The sequence below is a fragment of the Sphaerimonospora thailandensis genome (genome assembly GCF_016863115.1).
In the GTDB taxonomy this organism is placed as follows: Bacteria; Actinomycetota; Actinomycetes; order Streptosporangiales; family Streptosporangiaceae; genus Sphaerimonospora; species Sphaerimonospora cavernae.
Window position 1 is genome coordinate 18,420 of record NZ_BOOG01000051.1, and the last position, 20,153, is coordinate 38,572.

18 protein-coding genes and 2 pseudogenes are annotated in these 20,153 nt (G+C 68.8%); 14 read left to right on the forward strand and 6 right to left on the reverse strand.

Features of this window, described 5'->3' with window-relative positions; translation table 11 throughout:
• Positions 1-85: 85 nt before the first annotated feature.
• The 3 genes from Mth01_RS23360 to Mth01_RS23370 are packed head-to-tail and all read right to left on the reverse strand — an operon-like array spanning position 86 to position 2,719.
• A complete protein-coding gene (locus tag Mth01_RS23360) occupies positions 86-829 on the reverse strand; it encodes an SDR family NAD(P)-dependent oxidoreductase (RefSeq protein ID WP_204018075.1) in 744 nt (247 codons plus the stop codon).
• A gap of 53 nt (positions 830-882) precedes the next feature.
• Positions 883-1,404: a nuclear transport factor 2 family protein gene (locus Mth01_RS23365; RefSeq protein ID WP_204018076.1), complete on the reverse strand. Its 522-nt coding sequence runs from the start codon at positions 1,402-1,404 to the stop codon at positions 883-885.
• A gap of 1 nt (position 1,405) precedes the next feature.
• Positions 1,406-2,719 carry a zinc-binding dehydrogenase gene (locus Mth01_RS23370; RefSeq protein ID WP_204018077.1) on the reverse strand — a complete coding sequence of 438 codons (1,314 nt, stop codon included), beginning with the start codon at positions 2,717-2,719 and terminating at the stop codon, positions 1,406-1,408.
• Positions 2,720-2,909: 190 nt separating this feature from the next.
• Between Mth01_RS23370 and Mth01_RS23375 the strand changes: the two genes are divergently transcribed.
• From Mth01_RS23375 to Mth01_RS23385, 3 genes are read left to right on the forward strand one after another with little or no spacing between them, the layout of a single operon-like run.
• Positions 2,910-4,163 (forward strand): alcohol dehydrogenase catalytic domain-containing protein, encoded by a 1,254-nt coding sequence (locus tag Mth01_RS23375; RefSeq protein ID WP_204018078.1) that lies wholly within the window; start codon positions 2,910-2,912, stop codon positions 4,161-4,163.
• A gap of 2 nt (positions 4,164-4,165) precedes the next feature.
• Positions 4,166-5,038 (forward strand): TIGR03619 family F420-dependent LLM class oxidoreductase, encoded by an 873-nt coding sequence (locus tag Mth01_RS23380; RefSeq protein WP_239089933.1) that lies wholly within the window; start codon positions 4,166-4,168, stop codon positions 5,036-5,038.
• A gap of 53 nt (positions 5,039-5,091) precedes the next feature.
• Positions 5,092-5,883: an SDR family NAD(P)-dependent oxidoreductase gene (locus Mth01_RS23385; RefSeq protein ID WP_204018079.1), complete on the forward strand. Its 792-nt coding sequence runs from the start codon at positions 5,092-5,094 to the stop codon at positions 5,881-5,883.
• 67 nt (positions 5,884-5,950) lie between these two features.
• Here Mth01_RS23385 and Mth01_RS23390 read toward each other — a convergent pair whose 3' ends face one another.
• Positions 5,951-6,766: an IclR family transcriptional regulator gene (locus Mth01_RS23390; RefSeq protein WP_204018080.1), complete on the reverse strand. Its 816-nt coding sequence runs from the start codon at positions 6,764-6,766 to the stop codon at positions 5,951-5,953.
• Between the two features lie 735 nt (positions 6,767-7,501).
• On the opposite strand from Mth01_RS23390, the gene Mth01_RS23395 reads away from it, so the two are divergent.
• Together Mth01_RS23395 and Mth01_RS23400 are read left to right on the forward strand one after the other, a co-directional pair.
• A complete protein-coding gene (locus Mth01_RS23395; RefSeq protein WP_204018081.1) occupies positions 7,502-8,188 on the forward strand; it encodes an SRPBCC family protein in 687 nt (228 codons plus the stop codon).
• The gene (locus Mth01_RS23400; protein ID WP_204018082.1) at positions 8,175-9,794 is read left to right on the forward strand and encodes an FAD-dependent oxidoreductase; all 1,620 of its coding nucleotides are present in this window, start codon (positions 8,175-8,177) and stop codon (positions 9,792-9,794) included. The genes Mth01_RS23395 and Mth01_RS23400 overlap by 14 nt, the downstream gene beginning before the upstream one ends.
• A 35-nt stretch (positions 9,795-9,829) precedes the next feature.
• Here the strand turns inward: Mth01_RS23400 and Mth01_RS23405 are convergent, their stop codons facing one another.
• Positions 9,830-10,603 (reverse strand): SDR family NAD(P)-dependent oxidoreductase, encoded by a 774-nt coding sequence (locus Mth01_RS23405; protein ID WP_275409013.1) that lies wholly within the window; start codon positions 10,601-10,603, stop codon positions 9,830-9,832.
• 169 nt (positions 10,604-10,772) lie between these two features.
• On the opposite strand from Mth01_RS23405, the gene Mth01_RS23410 reads away from it, so the two are divergent.
• From Mth01_RS23410 to Mth01_RS29905, 4 genes and pseudogenes are all read left to right on the forward strand, one after another.
• Positions 10,773-12,269: an aldehyde dehydrogenase family protein gene (locus Mth01_RS23410; RefSeq protein WP_204018084.1), complete on the forward strand. Its 1,497-nt coding sequence runs from the start codon at positions 10,773-10,775 to the stop codon at positions 12,267-12,269.
• A 339-nt stretch (positions 12,270-12,608) separates the two neighbouring features.
• Positions 12,609-14,276 (forward strand): AMP-binding protein, encoded by a 1,668-nt coding sequence (locus tag Mth01_RS23415; protein WP_204018085.1) that lies wholly within the window; start codon positions 12,609-12,611, stop codon positions 14,274-14,276.
• A gap of 8 nt (positions 14,277-14,284) precedes the next feature.
• A pseudogene (locus Mth01_RS30470) lies at positions 14,285-14,530 on the forward strand (acyl-CoA synthetase); the annotation flags it as partial.
• 67 nt (positions 14,531-14,597) lie between these two features.
• Positions 14,598-15,032, forward strand: a pseudogene (locus Mth01_RS29905) (AMP-binding enzyme); the annotation flags it as partial.
• A 14-nt stretch (positions 15,033-15,046) separates the two neighbouring features.
• Here Mth01_RS29905 and Mth01_RS30200 read toward each other — a convergent pair.
• A complete protein-coding gene (locus Mth01_RS30200; protein ID WP_275409016.1) occupies positions 15,047-15,178 on the reverse strand; it encodes a hypothetical protein in 132 nt (43 codons plus the stop codon).
• Positions 15,179-15,277: 99 nt separating this feature from the next.
• On the opposite strand from Mth01_RS30200, the gene Mth01_RS29910 reads away from it, so the two are divergent.
• Genes Mth01_RS29910 through Mth01_RS23440 form a run of 5 tightly spaced genes read left to right on the forward strand, consistent with a single transcriptional unit; the run spans position 15,278 to position 20,118 of the window.
• The gene (locus tag Mth01_RS29910; protein ID WP_239089934.1) at positions 15,278-16,444 is read left to right on the forward strand and encodes an acyl-CoA dehydrogenase family protein; all 1,167 of its coding nucleotides are present in this window, start codon (positions 15,278-15,280) and stop codon (positions 16,442-16,444) included.
• Complete coding sequence (locus tag Mth01_RS23425; protein ID WP_239089935.1) at positions 16,441-17,448, forward strand: bifunctional MaoC family dehydratase N-terminal/OB-fold nucleic acid binding domain-containing protein; 1,008 nt, start codon at positions 16,441-16,443, stop codon at positions 17,446-17,448. Before Mth01_RS29910 ends, Mth01_RS23425 begins: the two co-directional genes overlap by 4 nt.
• Entirely contained in the window at positions 17,448-18,545 is a 1,098-nt protein-coding gene (locus Mth01_RS23430; RefSeq protein WP_204018087.1) for an acyl-CoA dehydrogenase family protein, read from the forward strand. Before Mth01_RS23425 ends, Mth01_RS23430 begins: the two co-directional genes overlap by 1 nt.
• Complete coding sequence (locus Mth01_RS23435; protein WP_204018088.1) at positions 18,542-18,961, forward strand: hotdog family protein; 420 nt, start codon at positions 18,542-18,544, stop codon at positions 18,959-18,961. Before Mth01_RS23430 ends, Mth01_RS23435 begins: the two co-directional genes overlap by 4 nt.
• Entirely contained in the window at positions 18,958-20,118 is a 1,161-nt protein-coding gene (locus Mth01_RS23440; protein WP_204018089.1) for a lipid-transfer protein, read from the forward strand. Before Mth01_RS23435 ends, Mth01_RS23440 begins: the two co-directional genes overlap by 4 nt.
• Positions 20,119-20,153: the final 35 nt, after the last annotated feature.

Below are 20,153 nucleotides of genomic sequence, written 5' to 3' on the forward strand. Positions count from 1 at the left end.
AACATGGCGTCCATTCCAGCAGGCGAAGAGCCTCGGCTGGTCCGCAGGCGGAACTCAGTCGAAACACCTGACGGAGGCGCGTTGCCTAGACTTTGTGCCCCGCGTCCACTGCGATTACCTGCCCGGTGATGGCCGAGGCTCCGACGTCCGAAGCGAGAAGCACCGCCATCGCCCCCATCTCGTCCGGTTGCACGATTCGTTGCTGCAGGTTCTGGGAGGTCGCGCTGTGTAGATATTCGGCGATCGTCGTTCCCTCGCGCGAGGCGAGCTCCGCCCAGTCGTGCGTCTCGGTCCATCCCGGGCAGAGGCAGTTCACGTTGATGCCCCACCGGGCGCAACTCGCTGCCAGCGAGCGCGTGAGTCCCACCAGACCGTGCTTTGCCGCGGTGTATCCTGCACGCGATCCGCTGCGTCGAGACGCCCCCGAGCCGATGTTGATAATGCGTCCGTAACGGTTTTCCTTCATGTGTGGCAGCGCAGCCCGGGTCGCCCACCATGCCGACATCAGGTTCAGCACTAACTCGGCATGAAACACCTCGACGTCGCCGGAGAACGGGTCGTGGTCGCCGGCGATCCGTCCACCCACGTTGTTCACGAGCACATCCAGCCTGCCGTATTTATCAATCGCCGCCTGGACGGGCGCTGCAGCACCATCGGCGGTGGTGGCATCGGCGACCACGATCGAACCCGTCGACCCAGCCCGCTGCACCAGGGCGAGCGTCTCCTCCAGATCCGAGCGGGTGCGCGAGGACAGGACGACGGTCGCCCCTTCGCATGCGAAGGCCACGGCCAGGGCGCGTCCGATTCCCTTCCCTGAACCGGTGATCACGCCGACGCGGCCCGAGAGCGCCCCGGCGGAGCGGGACCCCGTTTCGTTGGTGCTCAGGACTGGTCTCCGATCTGGGCAAAGAGCCGCCGTGATGCCTCGCGGCCGTCAAGCGGCCGGTTCACCCGGGAGACGACGCGCCAGCCCTCGCCGTTACGAACGAAGCGCCAATGGTTCGCGGAGATGCGCGCGATCCGGTAAATGCCCGCTTCGTGAGCGATCAGGAGAGCGTGGTTGAACGCCTCTGCCTCATCGCCCTGCACCGAGATCCGCGGCGTCGTCAGAACGTGCCCGGCACCCTCACGGATGAGCGCCTGATGCATGGGCGAATGCACCATCTGCGCGATCTGCTCGCGGCCCTGCATGCCGAGGACGCCGTCGACCTCGTACCGGCCGGACTCGGTCCACAGCTGTGCCGTGCCCTCGGCGTCGCCCGCATCGACGAGCGGACCGTAGCTCATCACCAGCCGCGTGATCTCGTGCGCGTCTGCGACGCAGCGCAGGCGAGCCAGCTCGTCGCGCAGTACCGCGAGCTCGCGCAGCACCTCGCCGCCGAACGAATCGGTCGAAGTAGCCACCTCAGACCTGCCCGGCGGGCGCGGCGTAGCTGATGATCGGCAGGATGCGGTCTCGGTCGAGCGCGTGCCGGAGGGCGATGTCACCTTGCTCGAACGGCAGCACAGGATCGCACAGTGCCCGCGCGTCCAGGTGACCGGACTCGATCAGCTTCGCCAGACGCGGGATGTCACGCAGCACGTTGCCGCCGCCGTAGGACGCGGACAGGTATTGCTTGGCGTGGTAGTCGAATGGCCCTGGGGCGGGGTCCCATACTGCCGGGTCGCTCGTGGGCGCCGTCCATCCCGTGTGCACGAAGGTCCCCCCGCGACGCGTCGCGGCGACGCCCCACGACACCGGGGCCGAGCCAGTGGGGTCGCGAGGTTGCCCGGTGGACGGGGCACCGAAGGTGCGGCCGGTCGCCTCGAAAACGTGGTCGGCGCCGCGACCGTGGTAGAAGCCGGTGTACGGCTTGCCGCCGGCTGCCATGTTCTCGCTGGTTGGCCCGCACAGTTCACGGATCCGCTCGACCACGTCGGCGTCGAGTTCATCCGCATCGAGGACGACGTGCGCCCCCGCCTCCTTGGCGGCGGTCATCCGGTGCGGAATGCGCTCGACGGCGATGATCAGCCGGGCACCCATCATCCGCGCCGCCTGGATGATCGCCAGGCCGAGCGGGCCGGTGCCGATGACGGCTACGCTCGACGCGATCGTGATCGGCATGCCGATCAGGCCGAAGCTCCAGCCAGAGCCCGGAGCGCAGGACAGCGCCGAGAGTTCGACGTCCGACAGCGGCGAGTCGTTGACGGGCACGACCCACGCCTCCTGGCACACCGAGAGCTCGGCGAATCCACCCGTGTGATCCTGCCAGACCGGCGTGCCGTCGAGCAGGGTCGCGAAAGCGGGGTTATCGCGATCTGCCCACTGGATGTCGTTCTTGTGCCCACACGCGTACCACTCACCGCGCACGCAGCTGTAGCAAGTCCCGCAACTCGGCAGCACCGTCGTTACCACGCGATCGCCCACGGCCACCCGCCGCACCTGCGATCCGACCGCCACCACCACGCCCGCAGCGCCGTGCCCAGGAGCCTTGGCCCGCCCGTCAGTGAAGTCGTGCCCGCCGCGGGGGGTGAGGGTGGCGTCGCTGGCTGCGTCGGTGTGCAGGCCGTCCGGCAAGAACTCCGCCAGCGTGTAGCAGGCCTGTGCAGCGCGGTTATGCACGACGACGTCCGTCGGCCCGATCGGTTCGAGCTGCAACTGTTCGATCGCGAACCGGTCCCGGTATCGCACCCAGCCCCGGAACGGGGATGTCAGGTCGGGCGAGGTCTTGGCGACCATTGCTTCTCCTTCTCGCGGGTCTGACCGGCTGGACCTGGTCACTGAGCGTAAGCCTAGGTCAGCTTGTGAGGCGGGCCCGCGACCGCGCTAGCACCTTCTGGACACAAGAACGGCCGCGTCCACGTCCATGACCGCCCGGAATCGCTTCTAGATTGCAGACAGCTGAAACCCGGACGGAAGGACGGCGAGAGTGCAGACCGAGGCGGCGGGAACGCCGGAGACGATGCGCGGCTGGGTCCGCTACCAGAACTGGTTCGAGATCCGGCAGCTGCGGCTGCGGGACCGGCGCCCGACCGATGTCGTGATCAAGAACCTCGCCGCTCAAGCGTGCTACACGCTGGTACCCAACGTCGCCGTCCCGAACGAGCGACGCGAGAAGGCGGTCAGCCCAGGCCACGGCGCGATGGGAGTCGTGGTAGAGGTCGGAGAGCAGGTGCGCCGGGTGAAGGTCGGCGACCGCGTTGTCACCCCGGTCACCCCTAGCTGTGGCACCTGCTACAGCTGCGTGCGCGGTGAGTGGGCGGCGTGCGGGCACAAGAGCGACATCGACTGGACCGACCCGACCTATCCGGCCAATCCGCCGTTCGCCACCCTGGAAGACGGCACGCCCGTCTGGCAGGACCACACCGGTGGTTTCGCCGAGTACTCCATCTGCCCGGAGCCTTGGGTCATTCCGGTCAACGACTCGCCGCTGTCGGACGTGGAACTGGCCACGCTGGCTTGCGTGCCGGGACCGGGCTGGACGTTCGGCCTGGTCGGCATGCCGATCAGCATCGCCTCCAGCGTCGCGGTGATCGGCGCCGGCCCGCTCGGGCTGTCGATCATCCAGGCCGCCAAGATGATGGGCGCGCGGCCGATCATCTCGGTGGAGCGCATCCTGCACCGCGTGGAAGCCGCCAAGGCGGCCGGCGCCACCGTGGTGCTCGATCCCGACGAACTCGGGGACGGCGTCATCGACCGCATCCGCGAGCTGTGCGCTCCGGACACCGAGAACATGGCTGCCGGTGGCAAGCCGCACACTGGCTTCTACAACGGGCGCGGCGCCGACCATGTCTTCGAGGCAACCGGCCGCACGCTCGGCGAGCCGAGCACTGGGCAGCCGCAGGACCGGACTGGCGCGCAAGCGGTGAGCTGGGGATTCCGGGCGACGCGCCGCGGGGGCACTTTCGTGCACACCGGCTGGACGGCACCCACCTCCGATCCCGCGGTGTGGGAGTCGGCACCTGGGCCGTTCGACTACCACGCCAAGCGGTACCTGTCCGCCGCCTATGGCGGGGGCAACGTGCTACGCGACATTCCGCGCCTCGCGAAGCTCATCGAAATGGGCTACCTCGATGCGAAGGCACTAGTCGATCCGGTGCTGCCATTCGAGGAGGGTGACGTGGCGCTGCGCCACGCTCTCGACCGTGACCGCCTGCTGCCGATCATCACCTACGGAGGCTGACCGTGCGGCCACTGCACATCGGACTCATCAGCCCGATCGTCTCACGTGTGCCCGCAGTCAGCTGCGAGTGGGAGGACGAGGCGGGGATCGAGGAGCTCGCACGCATCGCGGAGACCGCGGACCGGCTTGGCTTCCACCACCTCACCTGCAGCGAGCACATCGCCGTGCCGACTGGAGGCACGACGACGCGCGGTGCCGTCTTCTGGGACCCGCTACCCACCCTGGGATTCCTTGCTGCTCGTACTCGGCGGCTGCGCTTGGCTACTCAGGTCGTCGCGCTCGGGTTGCACCACCCGCTGGCCGTCGCCAAGCGCTACGGCACGTTAGACCGGGTCTCAGACGGCCGGCTCATCCTCGGGGTCGGCATCGGCAGTATCGAAGAGGAGTTCGAACTCCTCGAGGTGCCGTTCCGCAGCAGGGCCAAACGCACCAACGAAGCGATGCGCGCGCTGCGTTGCTCTTTGGGGCGCCGTGAGCCGCAGTTCACGGGGGAGTTCTTCAGCTATTCAGACGTGATCGTCGAGCCGCACGCAGTGCAGGAACATGTACCGATGTGGGTGGGCGGGCGCAGTGGCGCCTCGCTCGATCGGGCACTGGGCCTGGGGGACGGTTGGGTGCCCACCGATCTTGGTCACGAGGTGGTCGCCGGCATGCTCGCCGAGCGTGAGGTGCCGGACGGCTTCGACGTCGTGCTCGGCACCGGACTGTGCGACCCGATTGGGCAGGCCGCGCGCACCGTGGCAGCCATCGAGGCCGCATCCGCAGCCGGGGCGACCGTCGTGAACGTCACCATCCGGTCTCGATCGGCTGGTCATTACTGCGAACAGGTCGAGGCCCTGCATGCCCTGGTCGCGGATCGGCTGCTGGTCGCCTGATATCCCGTCGCGGGCCGACTGCCGGTCCGCCGCACAGCGAAGGAGAGCTGATAATGGTGGACCCAGGCAAGTACGGGCCGTGGGCGGTCATAGCCGGCGGTTCTGAAGGCGTCGGCGCAGCGTTCGGCCGACTGCTCGCCGACGCCGGGATCAACCTGGTGCTGCTCGCACGCAAGCCTGGGCCGCTCGAGCGCACCGCGGCCGAACTGGCGGGTCGGGGGGTCGAGGTCCGTACGGTCTCGGTGGACCTGACCGACGCGGGCGCGATGGAGCAGATCGCCGCGGCCACCGCCGATCTTGAGGTGGGGCTGCTGATCTGCAACGCCGGCGCGAACACCAATCACGTGCCCTTCCTGGAAAGTGCGCCGGGGAACGTGCAACGCGTGATCGACCTCAGCATCACCTCGCCGCTGGCGCTGTGCCGGCACTTCGGCCCGCCCATGCGGGAGCGCAAGCGGGGCGGCATCATCCTTGTCGGCTCGCTCGCCGGCTATATGGGGCAACCGGAGATCAGTATCTACTCCGGTGCCAAGGCGTTCAGCCGGGTGTTCGCCGAGGGGCTCTGGCTGGAGCTACGCGAGCACGGTGTCGCCGTGCTCGAGCTCGTGCTGGGCGTGACCCGGACCCCGGCAATGGAACGGCTCGGGCTGCGCTTCGACCTACCCGGACTGATCGTGGCTGAGCCCGAGGACGTGGCCCGCGAAGGTCTGGAGCATATCGAGCACGGGCCGCTGCACATCGCGGGTGGCAACGAGGAACTCGCGGCACGGCGCAACGGGCTAAATCGAGCCGAGATCATCGCCAGCGCCCACCAGCAGTCACGGCAACTGATCGGTCAGGGCTGAAAGCCCGGACCGATCAGGCGGCGCGGGTCGCTTCCGACGGCGGCGGTGCCGGTCAGCCGACGGCGACCTAGCGCCGGGTGGTGTCACCGCCACGCAGTGCCCCCAACTGGCTCAATAGGGGGCGGGCGGCTGCTGCAGCATCCAGGAGATGTTGGGCTAGCTCGGGCAGGCGGCTGTTGGGACACCGCGCGCTCGCGACGCCGACCGCCAGCGCACCGCGTAGCCGGCCTTCCTGGTCGCGCAGGGACACGGCCGTTCCCACGACGCTGCGTTCGTGCTCCTCCCGGCTGACTGCAAACCCGGCGCGACGCACCGACGCCAACTGCCGCTTCAGAGTCGGCAAATCCGCCGGGGCAGGCCCGTAGACGTCGGGCAGGCCGCGCGGGTAGAGCGCGTCGATCTCGGCCGGGGAGAGGTGCCCAAGCATCGCCTTACCGGCTGCGGTGCAGTGGGCCGGCATGGTGAGCCCGGCGCGGGAGATGACGCGCAACGGGTGCTCGGCCTCGACACCCTCGACGAAGAATGCGGCCGTCCCGCGGAGGACGACGAAGTGGACGGTCTCGTCGAGCGCACGCATCACATTGGTAAGCAGTGGTCGCAGCACTGCGGCCTGGTCGCTGAGAGCAGGTTCGGTGCGAGTTCGCCGCAGGTGATCCGGCACCGGCTCATACGTGCGGCGGGCGTTCTGCACCGCGAAGCCGCGAAAGACCAACATCGCGAACAGCCGGTGCGCGGTGGACGGTGCGACGCCGAGCAGCCGCGCCGCCGCAGTGACGCCGAGTTCGTCATGCTCGTGCAGCAACTGCAAGAGCCGCAGGGCATTGTCGACCGACTCGATGGGGTAGGGAACTGACGCCGTGCCAATACTGTGCGACACGGTCACCTCCTCGTGACGCAACGACCCCGGGCATAGCTGCCGCTGCGAACATTAGGCAAGTAGTGCCGGGTAGGGTCAAGGTTATACCAGCGATGTGCAACGCCCCGTGATCGCACTCGCTCACTCACCCATGCAGCCAGTCGATGTGGGTGTAGTCGTCGATCGCGCGGGCCCGCAGTGTAACGGTGTGGGGAAGCCACCTCGCCTCGGCCGAGATACTGGATGGCCGCCCACAGCATCGGCGTCGCGAACGGGCGGCCACCCAGGCCCGGGTTGGCGAGCGCGATCGCACGGCGTTCACCGCCCCGGCCCACCGCCGCCAGTTCGCCGGCGCTCTCGGCCAGCGGCAGCAGGGATCCCCAGCTCCACCGGTGCGGGCGGGCCGTCGGATGCGGTTTGGTGGGCATGAGATTGCCGATCTCGGTCCACAGCGGGACGAGACCCTCGCGTCGAAAACCCGCGTACAGCTCCTCCAGCGCGGGGTTCTCTGCTGCCTCGGTTCGGGCCACCATCAGACCTTTCTACGTTCCCTGAACCAGACATATGCCGGTAGCGGGGACGCAGGGCGGCGCGCCGGACCGCTTTCTGGCCTGAGGAACTCCTCCGGGTCTTCAGGGTGCGGTGCCCTTCTGCAGAGGGGAAAACGCATTGGTCGCCGACTGGTGCGAACACGGGCTGACTAGATTGGCCGGAGCGTCGCCGATGTGCCGGCGCTGTGTGAACCGTTGAGGGAGAACGCGGATGATCTCAGGCACGCACACGGTCGAGATCGACACCTCGCCGGAGGCTCTGTGGGACTACCTGATGGAGTTCGACAACTGGGCGCAGTTCGTCGTCGGCTTCCAGAAGTTCCGCATCGTGGACGAGCGCACCTCGGTGTGGACGTTGCGTGGTGACGTCGGTGTCCTCGCGCGCGAGGTCGACCTGGAGGTCGTCATGCTCGAGCAGGAGCCGGGGCGCCGCGCGACATACTCGATCACCGGGATCACCGAGCGACTGGAGGGCACCGGCACGTTCGAGATCTCGCCGCGCGGTGCCAGCGGCGCGCAGGCCGCCAGCGCGGCGAGGCAGGCTGCCGATGCCGAGCCGTCGACGATGGAGCGCCGGAAGCGGCAGAGCTGGTGGCGGCGCCTGGTGCGCCGGTGGGCACTGGCCACGTTGCGGCGGCAGCACGGGGAGTATGCGCGGGCACAGCGGGCGGAATCATCGGCCTCCCGGTCGAGTGGGCCGGCCGGTAGCGCCAGCGCGCAGACCGGGGCGGCAGTGGGCTTGGGCGCGGTGTTCACCTTCGCCCTTGAGGTCACGCCCGGGGGCCCCATGGCACCCATGGTGGAGATGCTGATGCGCCCGCTGCTGGCGCCGTCTGCGGAGGACTTCAGCACCCGGATCCGAGAGCAATTGGAAGGAACGTCACATGCCCGAGACTGACGTCATTATCATCGGCTCCGGAGCTGCGGGACTCACCGCCGCGCTCACCGCGGCCGGTGCCGACCTAGAGGTCACGGTGCTCGAGAAGTCCGGCCTGATCGGTGGCACCAGCGCCGTCTCGGGCGGCTCGATCTGGGCCCCCGTCAACCGCTGGCTTCTCAAGCAGGGCGGGCACGACAGCCGCGAGGACGCCCTCGCCTACCTCGAGGCGATCACGCTCGGCAACGGAGACCCGGACCTGCTGGTCGCCTTCACCGACAATGTCAATCCCATGCTCGAGTTCGTCGTGAAGCACACGGGTATCGAGTTCGAGGTCAATCCGGATCACCCGGACTACCAACCTCACCTGCCGGGCGCTCACACCGGCGGACGCACCATCCAAGGCGGGCTCTTCGACTCCTCCCAGCTGCCGGAACCGCTGCGCGACCGGCTGCGCAAGTCCTCCTCCGGCGTGCCGATCACCCGCCTTGAGGTGGACACGTGGGGAATGGACACCCTCGAGAACTGGGACTGGACGCTGCTCGCCGACCGGATGAGCAAGGGCATCGTCGGCATGGGTTCGGCCTTGATTGGTGAGCTGCTCCACGGCGCGGTGCAGCGTGGCGCTGTGGTACGGACCGCTGCGCCGGCGCGCGAGCTGGTCCGCGACACGGCCGGGCGGGTCTGCGGGGTCGCCGTCGACGGCGAGAGTGGGACGCGGGACATCCTGCACGCGCGACGCGGGGTGGTGCTCGCCAGCGGCGGCTTCGAGTGGAACCCTGACTTCGTGCAGCGCTTCCTCGGGCGGCCGATGGTCGCGCCGGCCAGCCCGCCCGCCAATACTGGTGACGGCCTGGCGATGAGCATCGCGATCGGTGCCGGACTGGGCAACATGAGCGAGGCCTGGTGGGGCCCGATGATCCAGCCCACCGGAGACAGCTACGACAACGCACCGCTGTTCCGGCCCACCAGCAGCCTGCGCACGCTTCCCGGCGGCCTGATCGTCAATGCGCGGGGGCGACGCTTCGTGAACGAAGCCATGAACTACAACGACATGGCGAAAGCGTTGGCGAACTTCGACCCGGTTGCCTACAGCTACCCCAACCAGCCGTGTTGGCTCGTCTTCGACGAGCGCTTCCGCAAGTCCTACTCGGTGGCCACCTGCACACCCGACTCGCCGACTCCGAACTGGATGGCAACGGCCTCAACGCTCGCGGAATTGGCCCGCACAGTCGGCATCGATCCCGACGGGCTCGAGCATCAGGTTCGCGAGTTCAACAGCCATGCGGTGCGCGGCGAGGATCCGGAGTTCCATCGCGGGGAGTCGGTGTACGACACGTACCGCGGCGATGCTCGGGTGATCCCGAACCGCACGCTGCGCCCGCTGGAGGAGGGACCCTACTACGCGGTCCCGCTGCTGCTGGGCTGCCTGGGCACCAAGGGCGGTCCGCTGACCGACGCGTCGGGTCAGGTGATCGACATCTGGGGTACGCCGATCCCCGGTCTGTTCGCGTGCGGCAACGTCGCCGCGAGCGCATTCGGGACCGGCTACCCCGGCGCCGGTGCCACCCTGGCTGCCGGGATGACCTTCGGCTATCTTGCCGGGCAGGCATTGGCCGCCAGTTGACGCGCTGGCGCGGCGCAGCGATGGTTCGTGGTGTTTCAGGAGGGAATGAGGGTCTGTAGGGCGAGACCCATCCCGCCGTCGACCGTCAGCACCTGGCCCGTCAGGTATCGAGACATCTCGCTGAGCAGGAACAGACACACCGGCGCGATGTCCTCAGCGCTGCCGGTCCGTCGTAACGGGATGACCGCGCTGCGGCGTTCGGCCAGCTCGGCATTGTTGCTGGTGGCGGAGAAGTTGGTACCGCTGACGATTCCGGGCGCGATCGCGTTGACGCGGACGCCCTGTGGACCCCACTCCAGCGCCGACTGTTGGGTCAAGGTGATCAGGGCTGCCTTCGCGGCGTTGTATGCACCGGCGCCCGGCGCGGGGAACGCCGCGCACAGTGATGAGATGTTGACGATCGCGCCGCCGGATTCGAGCAGATGCGGATAGGCCCGCTGGCTCATGTACAGCGCGCTGGAGCAATCGATGCGCATGATGTGGTCCCACTCCGCGGGAGCGAGCGTGGCGAGCGCTCCACCACGGGCGACACCAACGTTGTTGACCAGCCCCGTCAGTGTGCCGACTGACCGGACCGCCTCGTCGATCACATGCTCCGCGCCGTCTGGAGTGGCCACATCGCCCGGCACGCACCAGGCATGGCCGCCCGCGTCATTGATGCGCTGACAGGTCTGCGCAGCGGCGGCCTCGTCGAGATCATTGACCGCCACCACACCGCCGGAAGCTGCGATCGCCGATGCGGTGGCTGCGCCGATTCCGGAACCGGCGCCGGTCACCAGCACGGTGCGTTCCCTCAAGAGTCTGTCCATGAGCGAGACGTAACTGCACCGAGCGCCCGACCACGCGCAGCGCGGCGGTCTTTTCTTCTATCGAGAACGAACCGGCGAACTTCCAGGTACCAGGTGCCGGCGCGGATAACGTCTCGCTCTCGACGACCAGGACGTGTGATGCGTCGTGGGAGAGGAAGGACTGCGCAGCATGAACCTGCAACGCCCCACCAATCCGACCACAGTGCTCGAACCGGGGATCCTCGTCGGCGGTGAATGGTTCGACCGGGGCAGCGCGGGGACGCGCGAGCACACCGATCCCACGACTGAGTCCGTGCAACAAGCGTTCCCATTGGCCGGCCGGAAGGAGGTCGACGCTGCCGTGCGTGCCGCGCGGGCAGCCATGCCCGCCTGGCGTGCGATGGCGCTCGATCACCGTCAGGCGATCTTGTGCCGGCTCGGCGAGTTGATCCGCGCCCACGCGGAAGAACTCGCGGTCATCAACGCTTTGGAGGTTGGCACTCCGGCTGCGCTGTCGCACTCCCGCTACGTCAACGGCCACACGTTCTTCGACTACTATGCGGGCTGGCTGGACAAGGCAATGGGCGATACCTTGCGGCTGCCCGGCGCGCTCGACTTCACGCTCTTGGAACCGCTCGGCGTCATCGGCGCAATCCTCACCTGGAACCATCCACTGGCGAACATCCAGACCACCGTGGCGCCGGCGCTGGCCGCCGGATGCGCGGTCGTGATCAAGCCGCCGGAACAGGCACCCTTCGCCGCGCTTCGGTTCGGCCGCTTGTGCGCCGAGGCCGGGCTACCCGACGGCTTGGTCAACGTCTTGCCCGGCGACGGGACGGTAGGTGCCGAGATCGTTGGCCATCCGGGCGTGGACAAGGTGGCGTTCGTCGGCGGTCTGAAGACCGCGCGGCACATCCAGCGTGCAGCCGCAGAGACCCTCAAGCCGCTGGTGCTGGAGTTGGGCGGCAAGAGCGCAAACGTCGTCTTCGCCGACGCGGACCTTGACGCAGCTGTCACCTTCGCCCTGCGTTTCACCTCGAACTCGGGGCAGGGCTGCTCGCTGCCGAGCCGGCTACTGGTCGAGGGCGCGGTTTTCGATGAGGTGGCGGCACGGGTCGCAGCCCTTGTCGAGCAGGTGCCGATCGGCGACCCGTTCACGCCGGGTGTGCAGATGGGTCCGGTCATCGACCACGGGGCCTGTGACCGGATCCTCGCCGTCATCGACCGAGCAGTGACGCAGCGTAGCGGGCGTCTGGTCACTGGAGGTCACCGCCTCGATCGGACCGGCTACTTCCTCGCCCCGACCGTGTTCGCGGACGTTCCCGCGGGGAGCGAGCTCGACACGGAGGAGATCTTCGGCCCGGTGCTCGTCGTGCAGCGCTTCGATACCGAGGCTGAGGCGATCGAACTGGCGAATGCCAGCATGTACGGCCTCGCCGGGTACGTGCACACCGCCAACGTCGACCGGGCGATGCGGGTCGCCGGCGCCTTGGAGGTCGGCAGCGTCGGGATCAACGGCGGCGGGGCACCGGCCGGGCCGTTCGCCCCGTTCGGCGGGGTGAAGCAGAGCGGATACGGCAAGGCCGGCGGGCTGGCCGGACTGATGGAGTACCTGCGCGTCAAGAACGTCCTTTTCAACGTCTCTGAGGTGCCCACGCCGAACGTCGGACAAGGCTCCCTCCAATGAGCGTGCTGGCGGACTCGGTGCCGGTCGGTGACCGGGTACTGCGCAATCGCCTGGTGGCGGTTCTTCTCCTTCCTACGGCTGCTCGACCCCGTCCTTCCGGGCGATACTTGTCGGCCCGCTGCGCGCCACGCGTCATCCACCCCCTGGTAGAGGGACTGGCTCGACAGGCAGGAAGCCATGGCGAACCGGGAAGGATGGGTGGCCGTGTTCCATAAGCCAGAAAAGCCGACACGCTCCACGGTCGGACGATCGATCGGCGCCTACGGTCTGTGCCTAAGCAAACCCCGCGCCGAGATGCCATCTCGGGTGGCCATCGGCTGAGGAGGGACGGGGACACGGTTGAACCGCGAGACGATTGCCGACCTGCTGCTGGATCGCGTGGGTGACCATCGTCCCGGTCTTCGCACGCGTGAGCGGACGTGGACCTGGAACGAGGTGGTCGCCGAGAGCGCCGCCCGCGCTCATCTGGCAAGGTCAATGCACAGCGAAGGGCACGGCGAAGGGCCGTTCCACGTGGGCGTGCTCCTGAACAACGTGCCCGAGTACGTGTTCTGGTTGGGCGCATCGGCGCTGAGCGGTGCCGTCATCGTGGGGATCAATCCCACCCGGTCAGGTGCTTACCTGGAGCAAGAGGTGCGGAACACCGATTGCCAGATGGTGGTTACCGACACCGCCAGCCGCATGCTGATCGACGGACTGGACATCGGCGTGCCAGCCGAGCGTTTCCTGCTCGTGGACACGGACGCCTACGCCGAGCAGGTGCACGCGCACGCGACGCGGCCCTGGCGCGACCCTGCGATCATCGCGCAAACCCGGATGCTGCTGCTGCTCACATCCGGCACCACAGGGACGTCGAAGGCGGCGATCTGCTCCCAGGGAAGGCTCACCAGTCTCGGATACCTCAACAGGGATCGGTTCGGCATCACCCCCGACGACACCTGTTACTGCTGTATGCCGCTGTTTCACGGGAACGCGCTGATGGCGCTGTGGGCGCCTGCCCTTGTCGCAGGAGCGTGCGTGGCGCTGGCGGAGAAGTTCAGCGCATCACGGTTCCTCGACGACGTACGTCTGCACCGCGCCACCTTCTTCACCTATGTGGGCAAGGCGATCGGGTACGTGCTGGCGACCCCAGAGCGGCCGGGTGACGCATGCACCACCCTGACGCGGGGGTTTGGGACGGAGGCCTCCCCTGAGGACAAGGCCGAGTTCGACCGCCGTTTCGGCTGCCGGCTCATCGAAGGGTACGGATCGAGCGAGGCTGGTGGACTGATCCGGCTCGACCAGGACGGACCTGCGGGGGCGCTCGGGAGGCCGGCCTCGGACAGCGTGATCGTGGTGAACTCGGAGACCCGCCAGGTCTGCCCTCCTGCCCAACTGGATGAGTATGGCCGCGTGACCAACGCGGAAGAAGCTGTCGGCGAAATCGTCGACATCCTGGGCGCGGCGAAGTTCGAGGGCTACTACAACAATCCCGAGGCCAATGCCGAGCGGGTACGGCACGGCTGGTACTGGACCGGGGACCTCGGCTACCTCGACGCAGCGGGATACCTGTACTTCGCGGGTCGTTCCGGTGACTGGATCAGGGTGGACGGCGAGAACATCTCGGCTCTGCTGACCGAACGCATCCTCCGGCGGCACCCGAAGATTGTCGCGGCAGGTGTGTTCGCAGTCCCTGATCCGCGGTCCGGAGACCAGGTTATGGCCGCGGTGGAGGTACCGGACGGAAACTCCTTCGACGACCTCGACCTGTCGACGTTTCTGACCCGGCAGACGGATCTCGGCACCAAGGGCGCGCCTCGATACGTGCGCTTCTCCCATCGGCTGCCGACAACGGGATCAAACAAATTGCGCAAAAAGGAGATGCAGCTCGAAGGCTGGCAGACTTCCGATCCCGTGTACCACTGGGTGGGCCGGGGGCGGCCGGTCTACAAGGTGATGATGGGTGACGACAAGTCCGCGTTGCGTGCCGACTTCCTGGCTCACGGCCGCGGTCGGTTCCTGCCCTGAACTTCACCGTGTCGCGCTTCCTGTCGGATGTCCGTGCCTATGGCGCGACCTTCTTTACCTACGTCGGCAAGGCGGTCGGCTACCTGTTGGCGACCCCGGCTGCCGACGATGATGCCGGCAACCCGCTGGTCCGCGGCTTCGACACCGAGGCTGCCCCGGCGGACCGGGCGGAGCTCGGGCGCCGGTTCGCCTGCCGCCTGATCGAGGGGTTCGGGTGCAGCGAGGCCGGCGGACTGATCGTGCCGAGCCCCGACGGACCGCCGACCGCAGTGGGCCGTCCCGCGGGAGCGAACGTGCGGGTCCTCGACCCCAGTCGGCACCATGGAGCAGTGCCCGGCCGCGGTGCTCGACGACCACGGTCGCGTCCTCAACGCCGAGCAGGCGGTCGGTGCGATCATCGACGTCGAGGGTGCCGCGAAGTTCGAGGGCTATTGCAACAACCCCGAGGCCGACGCCGAGAACATCCGGCGCGGCGCCTACTGGACCGGCGACATCAGCTACGTCGACGCGGACAGGTACCTCTTCTTCGCCGAATGCGAGGGCGACTGGATCCGGGCAGACAGCAAGAACATCTCGGCCCTCCACGTCGAGCGAGTCCTCCAGCGCCACCCGGGCGTGGTCGCCGCGAGCGTCTTCGCCGTACCGGACCCACGTTCAGGCGATCAGGTGATGGCCGCACTCGAGGTCGCGCCGGGGACGGTGTTCGCCGACCTGCGCCTGGAGGAGTTCCTCGCCGCCCAGCAGGACCTGGGCACCAAGGATGCCCCGCACTACGTGCGGGTGTCCCACGGCCTGCCCACCACCGGCTCGGGCAAGGTCGCGAAGAAGGACGTGAAGGTGCAGGGATGGCGCACCGACGACTCCGTCTTCTGGTGGGTCGGCTGGACCGGTCCCACGTACACGCAGATGAGCCTGAGTGACCGCGAACGCATCCGCGAGGAGTTCCGCGCCCACGGCCGACTCCGCTTCCTTCCCTGTCAACCCCTAAGGAGCAAGCTGTCGTGGACCTGCACGAGACCCCTGCCCAGCTCGAGCTCCGGAGTGAGCTTCGGGCGTACTTCTCCTCGTTCGCGCCGCCGGACGAGCGCCGCCGACTCGGTGAGGAGGGCGCCGGCGGCGACCGGTTCCGCGAGGTGGTCAGCCGACTCGGCCGGGACGGCTGGCTCGGCATCGGCTTCCCGATCGAGTACGGCGGCCAGGGCCGCTCGTTCGAGGACCAGTACGTCTTCTTCGACGAGCTGCACCGGGCCGGTCTGCCCTTCCCGTTCGTCACGGTCAACACCGTCGGCCCGACGCTGCTCGCCTACGGGACCGAGCAGCAGAAGAAGGACTTCCTGCCCGGTATCGTCAGTGGCGACATCGTCTTCGCGATCGGCTACACCGAGCCCGGCGCCGGGACCGACCTGGCCTCGCTCACCACCCGCGCCGTCCCCGACGGTGACAGCCTGGTGATCAACGGTAACAAGATCTTCACCACCGGCGGCAACACCGCCGACTACGTTTGGCTCGCCTGCCGCACGAACCCCGATGTCCCCAAGCATGAGGGCATCTCGATCGTGATCGTGCCGACCTCCGATCCCGGCTTCTCCTGGACTCCCATCCACACGGTGGGCGGCATGAGCATCACCGCAACCTACTACTCCGACATCCGGGTGCCCCTGGCCAACGTCGTCGGCCAGGTCGACAGAGGGTGGCAACTCATCACCACACAGCTCAACCATGAGCGGATCGGCCTGGCCGCCCAGGGCGGCCGGATGCAGCAGCTGTGGGAGGACACCGTCGCGTGGGCCCGGGAGACCGGAGCCGACGAGCAGCCGTGGGTGCGCGAGGAGCTCGCCCGGCTGTACGCGCGGCTCGAGGCGATGCGACTGCTGAACTGGCGGATGACCTGCGCCGTCGCGGACGGCTCGCTGAACGGCCCCGAGGCGGGCGTGGTCAAGACCTATGGCTCCGAGGTGCAGATCGATGTGCAGCGCACCCTCAGCACCATCGTCGGCGCGGGCGCGCGGCTGCGGCCCCACGGTGACGGCGCGGTTCTGGGCGGGCAGATCGAGCAGCACTCGCGGACCGGCCTCGTCTACACCTTCGGCGGTGGTGTCAACGATGTCCTGCGCGACATGATCGCCGTCAAGGGTCTCGGTCTGCCGCGAAGGGGTCGTGGCGCATGAACAACATGACGCCGGCGACGTCGGAGACCTCCGCGGCACTCGACGCAGCCCTGGTGGGCTTCGTCGGACGCACCCTGCTGCCGCGGACCCGCGCTCAGGATCCCGTCAATCTCCCGATGATCCGGCACTGGGTCGAGGCAATGGGCGACACCAACCCGATTCACACCGACGAGGGTGCCGCGCTGGCGACCGGTCGATCGGGTCTCGTCGCCCCGGCGACGATGGCGCAGGCGTGGACGATGCGCGGCTACGCGGCGCACCGACGCCGGATCGCGGGCGACCTACCCGCAGACAGCGAGGAGCAGAGGCTGACGACACTTCTGGCATCTGTCGGCTACACGGCCATCGTCGCGACCGACTCCGAGTTCGAGTTCGTCCGCGAGCTCGTCGTCGGAGACCACCTGAGCGTCGAGGAGGTGATTGAGTCGATCTCCGCGGAGAAGGTCACCGCGCTCGGCACCGGCCGGTTCCTGCGCACCGTGCGGACCTACACCAACCAGGACGGTGAGGTTGTGGCACGCCAGCGCTGGACCACCCTCCGGTTCCGGCCCAAAGTCCGCGAGCCGGAGCTCGCACCGCGCCCGCGCCCGGCCCTCAACGAGGACAACGCGTGGTGGTTCGACGCCGCGCGAGAGCACCGCCTGCTCGTGCAGCGTTGCGCCGACTGCGGCACCCTGCGGCACCCGCCCGGGCCGTGCTGCCCGCACTGCCAGTCCTTCACCTGGGACACAGTGGAGGCCAGCGGTCGCGGCACGGTCTACAGCTACACGGTGGCCCACCACCCGCGGCACCCCGCCTTCGATTACCCGCTCCTGATCGGCGTCATCGCGCTGGAGGAGGGGACCCGCCTGATCGCCAACATTCTAGTCGATGCTGCCGGCGCCGAACCGGACGCCGTCGGTGATTACGTCCACGTCGACGCACCCGTCGCGCTGGAGTGGCTCGATCTGGACGACGAGCTCACCCTGCCGGCGTTCCGCGTCGTGACCGAGGAGAAGCACTGATGGACTTCACCCCCGACGAGGAGACCCGGAGCGTCCGGATTCTCGCCGCACAGATCATCGCCGACCAGGTCGGCACCAGTGGCGCGGAGGCCGAGGGCCGGCTGCACGGAGCGCTCGGTCAGGCAGGCCTGCTCGGCGTGCACCTGCCGGTCGGGTACGGCGGCAGCGACCTCGGCGTGACTGCCGTGGCTGCCGTGCTCGAGGAGCAGGGACGAGCGAGTGCTGCAGCCCCGCTGTGGCCGGTGTACGCCGCGTCGTACGCCGTGGCCCGGTTCGGTCCGGCCGAACTCCGCCAGGCCTGGCTGCCCGGCGTCGCGGCCGGGACGCCCGCCCTCACCGTGGCGCTGGAGGAGTTCGGTCCGGGTGACCCGGCCGCTCCGGCGACGACGGCGACGGCCGCGGCCGAAGGCTGGGTCCTCACCGGGGCCAAGGCCGCCGTCCCGGTCCTCGGCGAGCGCGGAGCCGTGGTCGTCTCGGCGTCCGGTGCGGAGGGCCCGGCCCTGTTCCTCGTCGACGCCGGCGATCCCGGCGTGACCTGGGAGCCGACGCTGAGCACCGACACGGCGCCGACCGCGAACCTGGTCCTCGACGGTGCACCGGGCACTTGGCTCGGTGCGGCCGACGCCCTGCGCGAGACGCTCGACGTCGCCGCGCTCGGCGTGTGCGCCACCCAGTTGGGTGTCATGCAGGGAGCGCTGCGCCTGGCCGCCGACCATGTCTCCGAGCGGCACCAGTTCGGCAGGCCGCTGGCCACCTTCCAGGCGGTGCAGCACAAGCTCGCCGACTGCTACATCGACGTCGAGGCCACCCGGGTGAGCCTGTGGCAGGCGTTGTCCGACGTCACTGAGGGCTCCGAGCGGGCCCTGGCCAGCGTGCCGGTCGCCCAGTGGTGGGCGGCGCGGACCGGGCTCGACGTCGTGCACCGCACCCAGCACCTGCACGGCGGCACCGGGGTCGACCGCGACTACCCCGCGCACCGGTTCTTCCTGTGGGCCCGCCAGCTCGCCGGCACCCTGGGCAGCGAGCACGTCATGCTGAGCCGTCTCGGCGACCTGATCGCCGCCAGCTCCGTGGCGATCCAGGACGTGGCGGGATGACGGCACTCCCGCCGCAGGTCCGTGTCGGTGCGCGGCTGCCCGACCTCGTCGTACCCCTTGACCGGGGCTTCGTGGTCGCCACGGCGATCGCGAGCCGCGATTACCAGGACGTGCACCACGACCCGGACGTCGCCCGCGCCAGCGGTGCGGCGGACGTGTTCATGAACATCCTGACCAGCAACGCGATGGTCGAGCGCTTCGTGCGCGCGTGGGGGGGACCCTCCGCCGAGCTGCGCGCACTGCGGATCCGGCTCGGCGTGCCGAACAGCGCCGGCGACCGGATGGTGCTGCGCGGCACCGTCCGTGAGGTGGGCGAGGACCACGCCGTCGTCGACGTCACCGGAGAGAACTCGCTGGGCGCCCACATCACCGGAAGCGCGACGCTCGCCTGGCCCGACCGAGGAGTGACCCCATGAGCTGGCGAGCAGTCATCGCGGGCATCGGTGCCACCGAGTTCTCCAAGAGCTCTGGGCGCAGCGAGCTGCAGTTGGCGTGCGAGGCGGTCGTGGCCGCGCTCGCCGACGCCGGCCTCACGCCGGCCGACGTCGACGGGCTGGTGACCTTCGTCAAGGACAGCAATCCCGAGATCGAGGTCGCCCGGTCGACCGGGATGGGGGAGCTGTCGTTCTTCTCCCGGATCGGCTACGGCGGCGGGGCGGGCTGCGGCACCATCCAGCAGGCGATGCTGGCCGTCGAGCACGGCGTCGCCGCCGTCGTGGTGTGCTACCGCGCCTTCAACGAGCGCTCGGGTGTGCGCTTCGGGCTCGGGCACGCCGACCAGCCGATGTCGGCGACCGCCGAGCGTGCGGCGTACTCCTGGCTAACGCCGTACGGGCTCAACACTCCGGCCCAGGAGGTCGCGCTCTTCGCGCGGCGCTACATGCACGAGTACGGCGCCACGAGTGAGGACTTCGGCCGGGTCGCGGTGGTCGACCGGCGACACGCGGCGACCAACCCGAAGGCCTGGTTCTACGGCCGGCCGATCACTCTGGAGGAGCACCAGGCCTCCCGCTGGATCGCTGAGCCGCTGCACCTTCTCGACTGCTGTCAGGAGACCGACGGCGGCCAGGCCATCGTGGTCGTCGCCGAGGACCGCGTCGCGGACCTCCCGCACATCCCGGTGCGGATCCTCGGCGCGGCCCAGGGCAGCGGGGCCGACCAGCACCTGATGACCAGCTACTACCGGTCCGAGATCACCGGTATCCCGGAGATGGGGCTCGTGGGCCGGCAGCTGTACGCCCAGAGCGGCCTGCGACCCGACGACATCGACGCGGCGATCATCTACGACCACTTCACTCCGTTGGTGCTGCCGCAGCTCGAGGAGCTCGGCTTCTGCGGTCGCGGTGAGGCGGCCGGCTTCATCGCCGACGGCAACCTCGAGCTCGACGGCCGGCTGCCCATGAACACCCACGGCGGCCAGCTCGGCGAGGCATACCTGCACGGGATGAACGGGATCGCCGAGGCGGTGCGGCTGGTGCGCGGGACGTCGGTGAACCAGCCGGCCTCCGTCGAGCGTGTGCTCGTCACCGCCGGGACCGCGGTCCCGACCAGCGGCCTGATCCTCGGTGCCTGAGCCCGCTCTCGTGCCACCCACCACCAGACCCCTGG

Excerpts from the sequence above, each read along its gene's own strand:
- Mth01_RS23410 (WP_204018084.1), top strand. The coding sequence starts at position 10,773 with ATGAACCTGCAACGCCCCACCAATCCGACCACAGTGCTCGAACCGGGG.
- Mth01_RS23400 (WP_204018082.1), top strand. The coding sequence starts at position 8,175 with ATGCCCGAGACTGACGTCATTATCATCGGCTCCGGAGCTGCGGGACTC.
- Mth01_RS23395 (WP_204018081.1), top strand. The coding sequence starts at position 7,502 with ATGATCTCAGGCACGCACACGGTCGAGATCGACACCTCGCCGGAGGCT.
- Mth01_RS23405 (WP_275409013.1), bottom strand. The coding sequence starts at position 10,603 with ATGGACAGACTCTTGAGGGAACGCACCGTGCTGGTGACCGGCGCCGGT.
- Mth01_RS23370 (WP_204018077.1), bottom strand. The coding sequence starts at position 2,719 with ATGGTCGCCAAGACCTCGCCCGACCTGACATCCCCGTTCCGGGGCTGG.
- Mth01_RS23435 (WP_204018088.1), top strand. The coding sequence starts at position 18,542 with ATGACGGCACTCCCGCCGCAGGTCCGTGTCGGTGCGCGGCTGCCCGAC.
- Mth01_RS23440 (WP_204018089.1), top strand. The coding sequence starts at position 18,958 with ATGAGCTGGCGAGCAGTCATCGCGGGCATCGGTGCCACCGAGTTCTCC.
- Mth01_RS23425 (WP_239089935.1), top strand. The coding sequence starts at position 16,441 with ATGAACAACATGACGCCGGCGACGTCGGAGACCTCCGCGGCACTCGAC.
- Mth01_RS23430 (WP_204018087.1), top strand. The coding sequence starts at position 17,448 with ATGGACTTCACCCCCGACGAGGAGACCCGGAGCGTCCGGATTCTCGCC.
- Mth01_RS23385 (WP_204018079.1), top strand. The coding sequence starts at position 5,092 with ATGGTGGACCCAGGCAAGTACGGGCCGTGGGCGGTCATAGCCGGCGGT.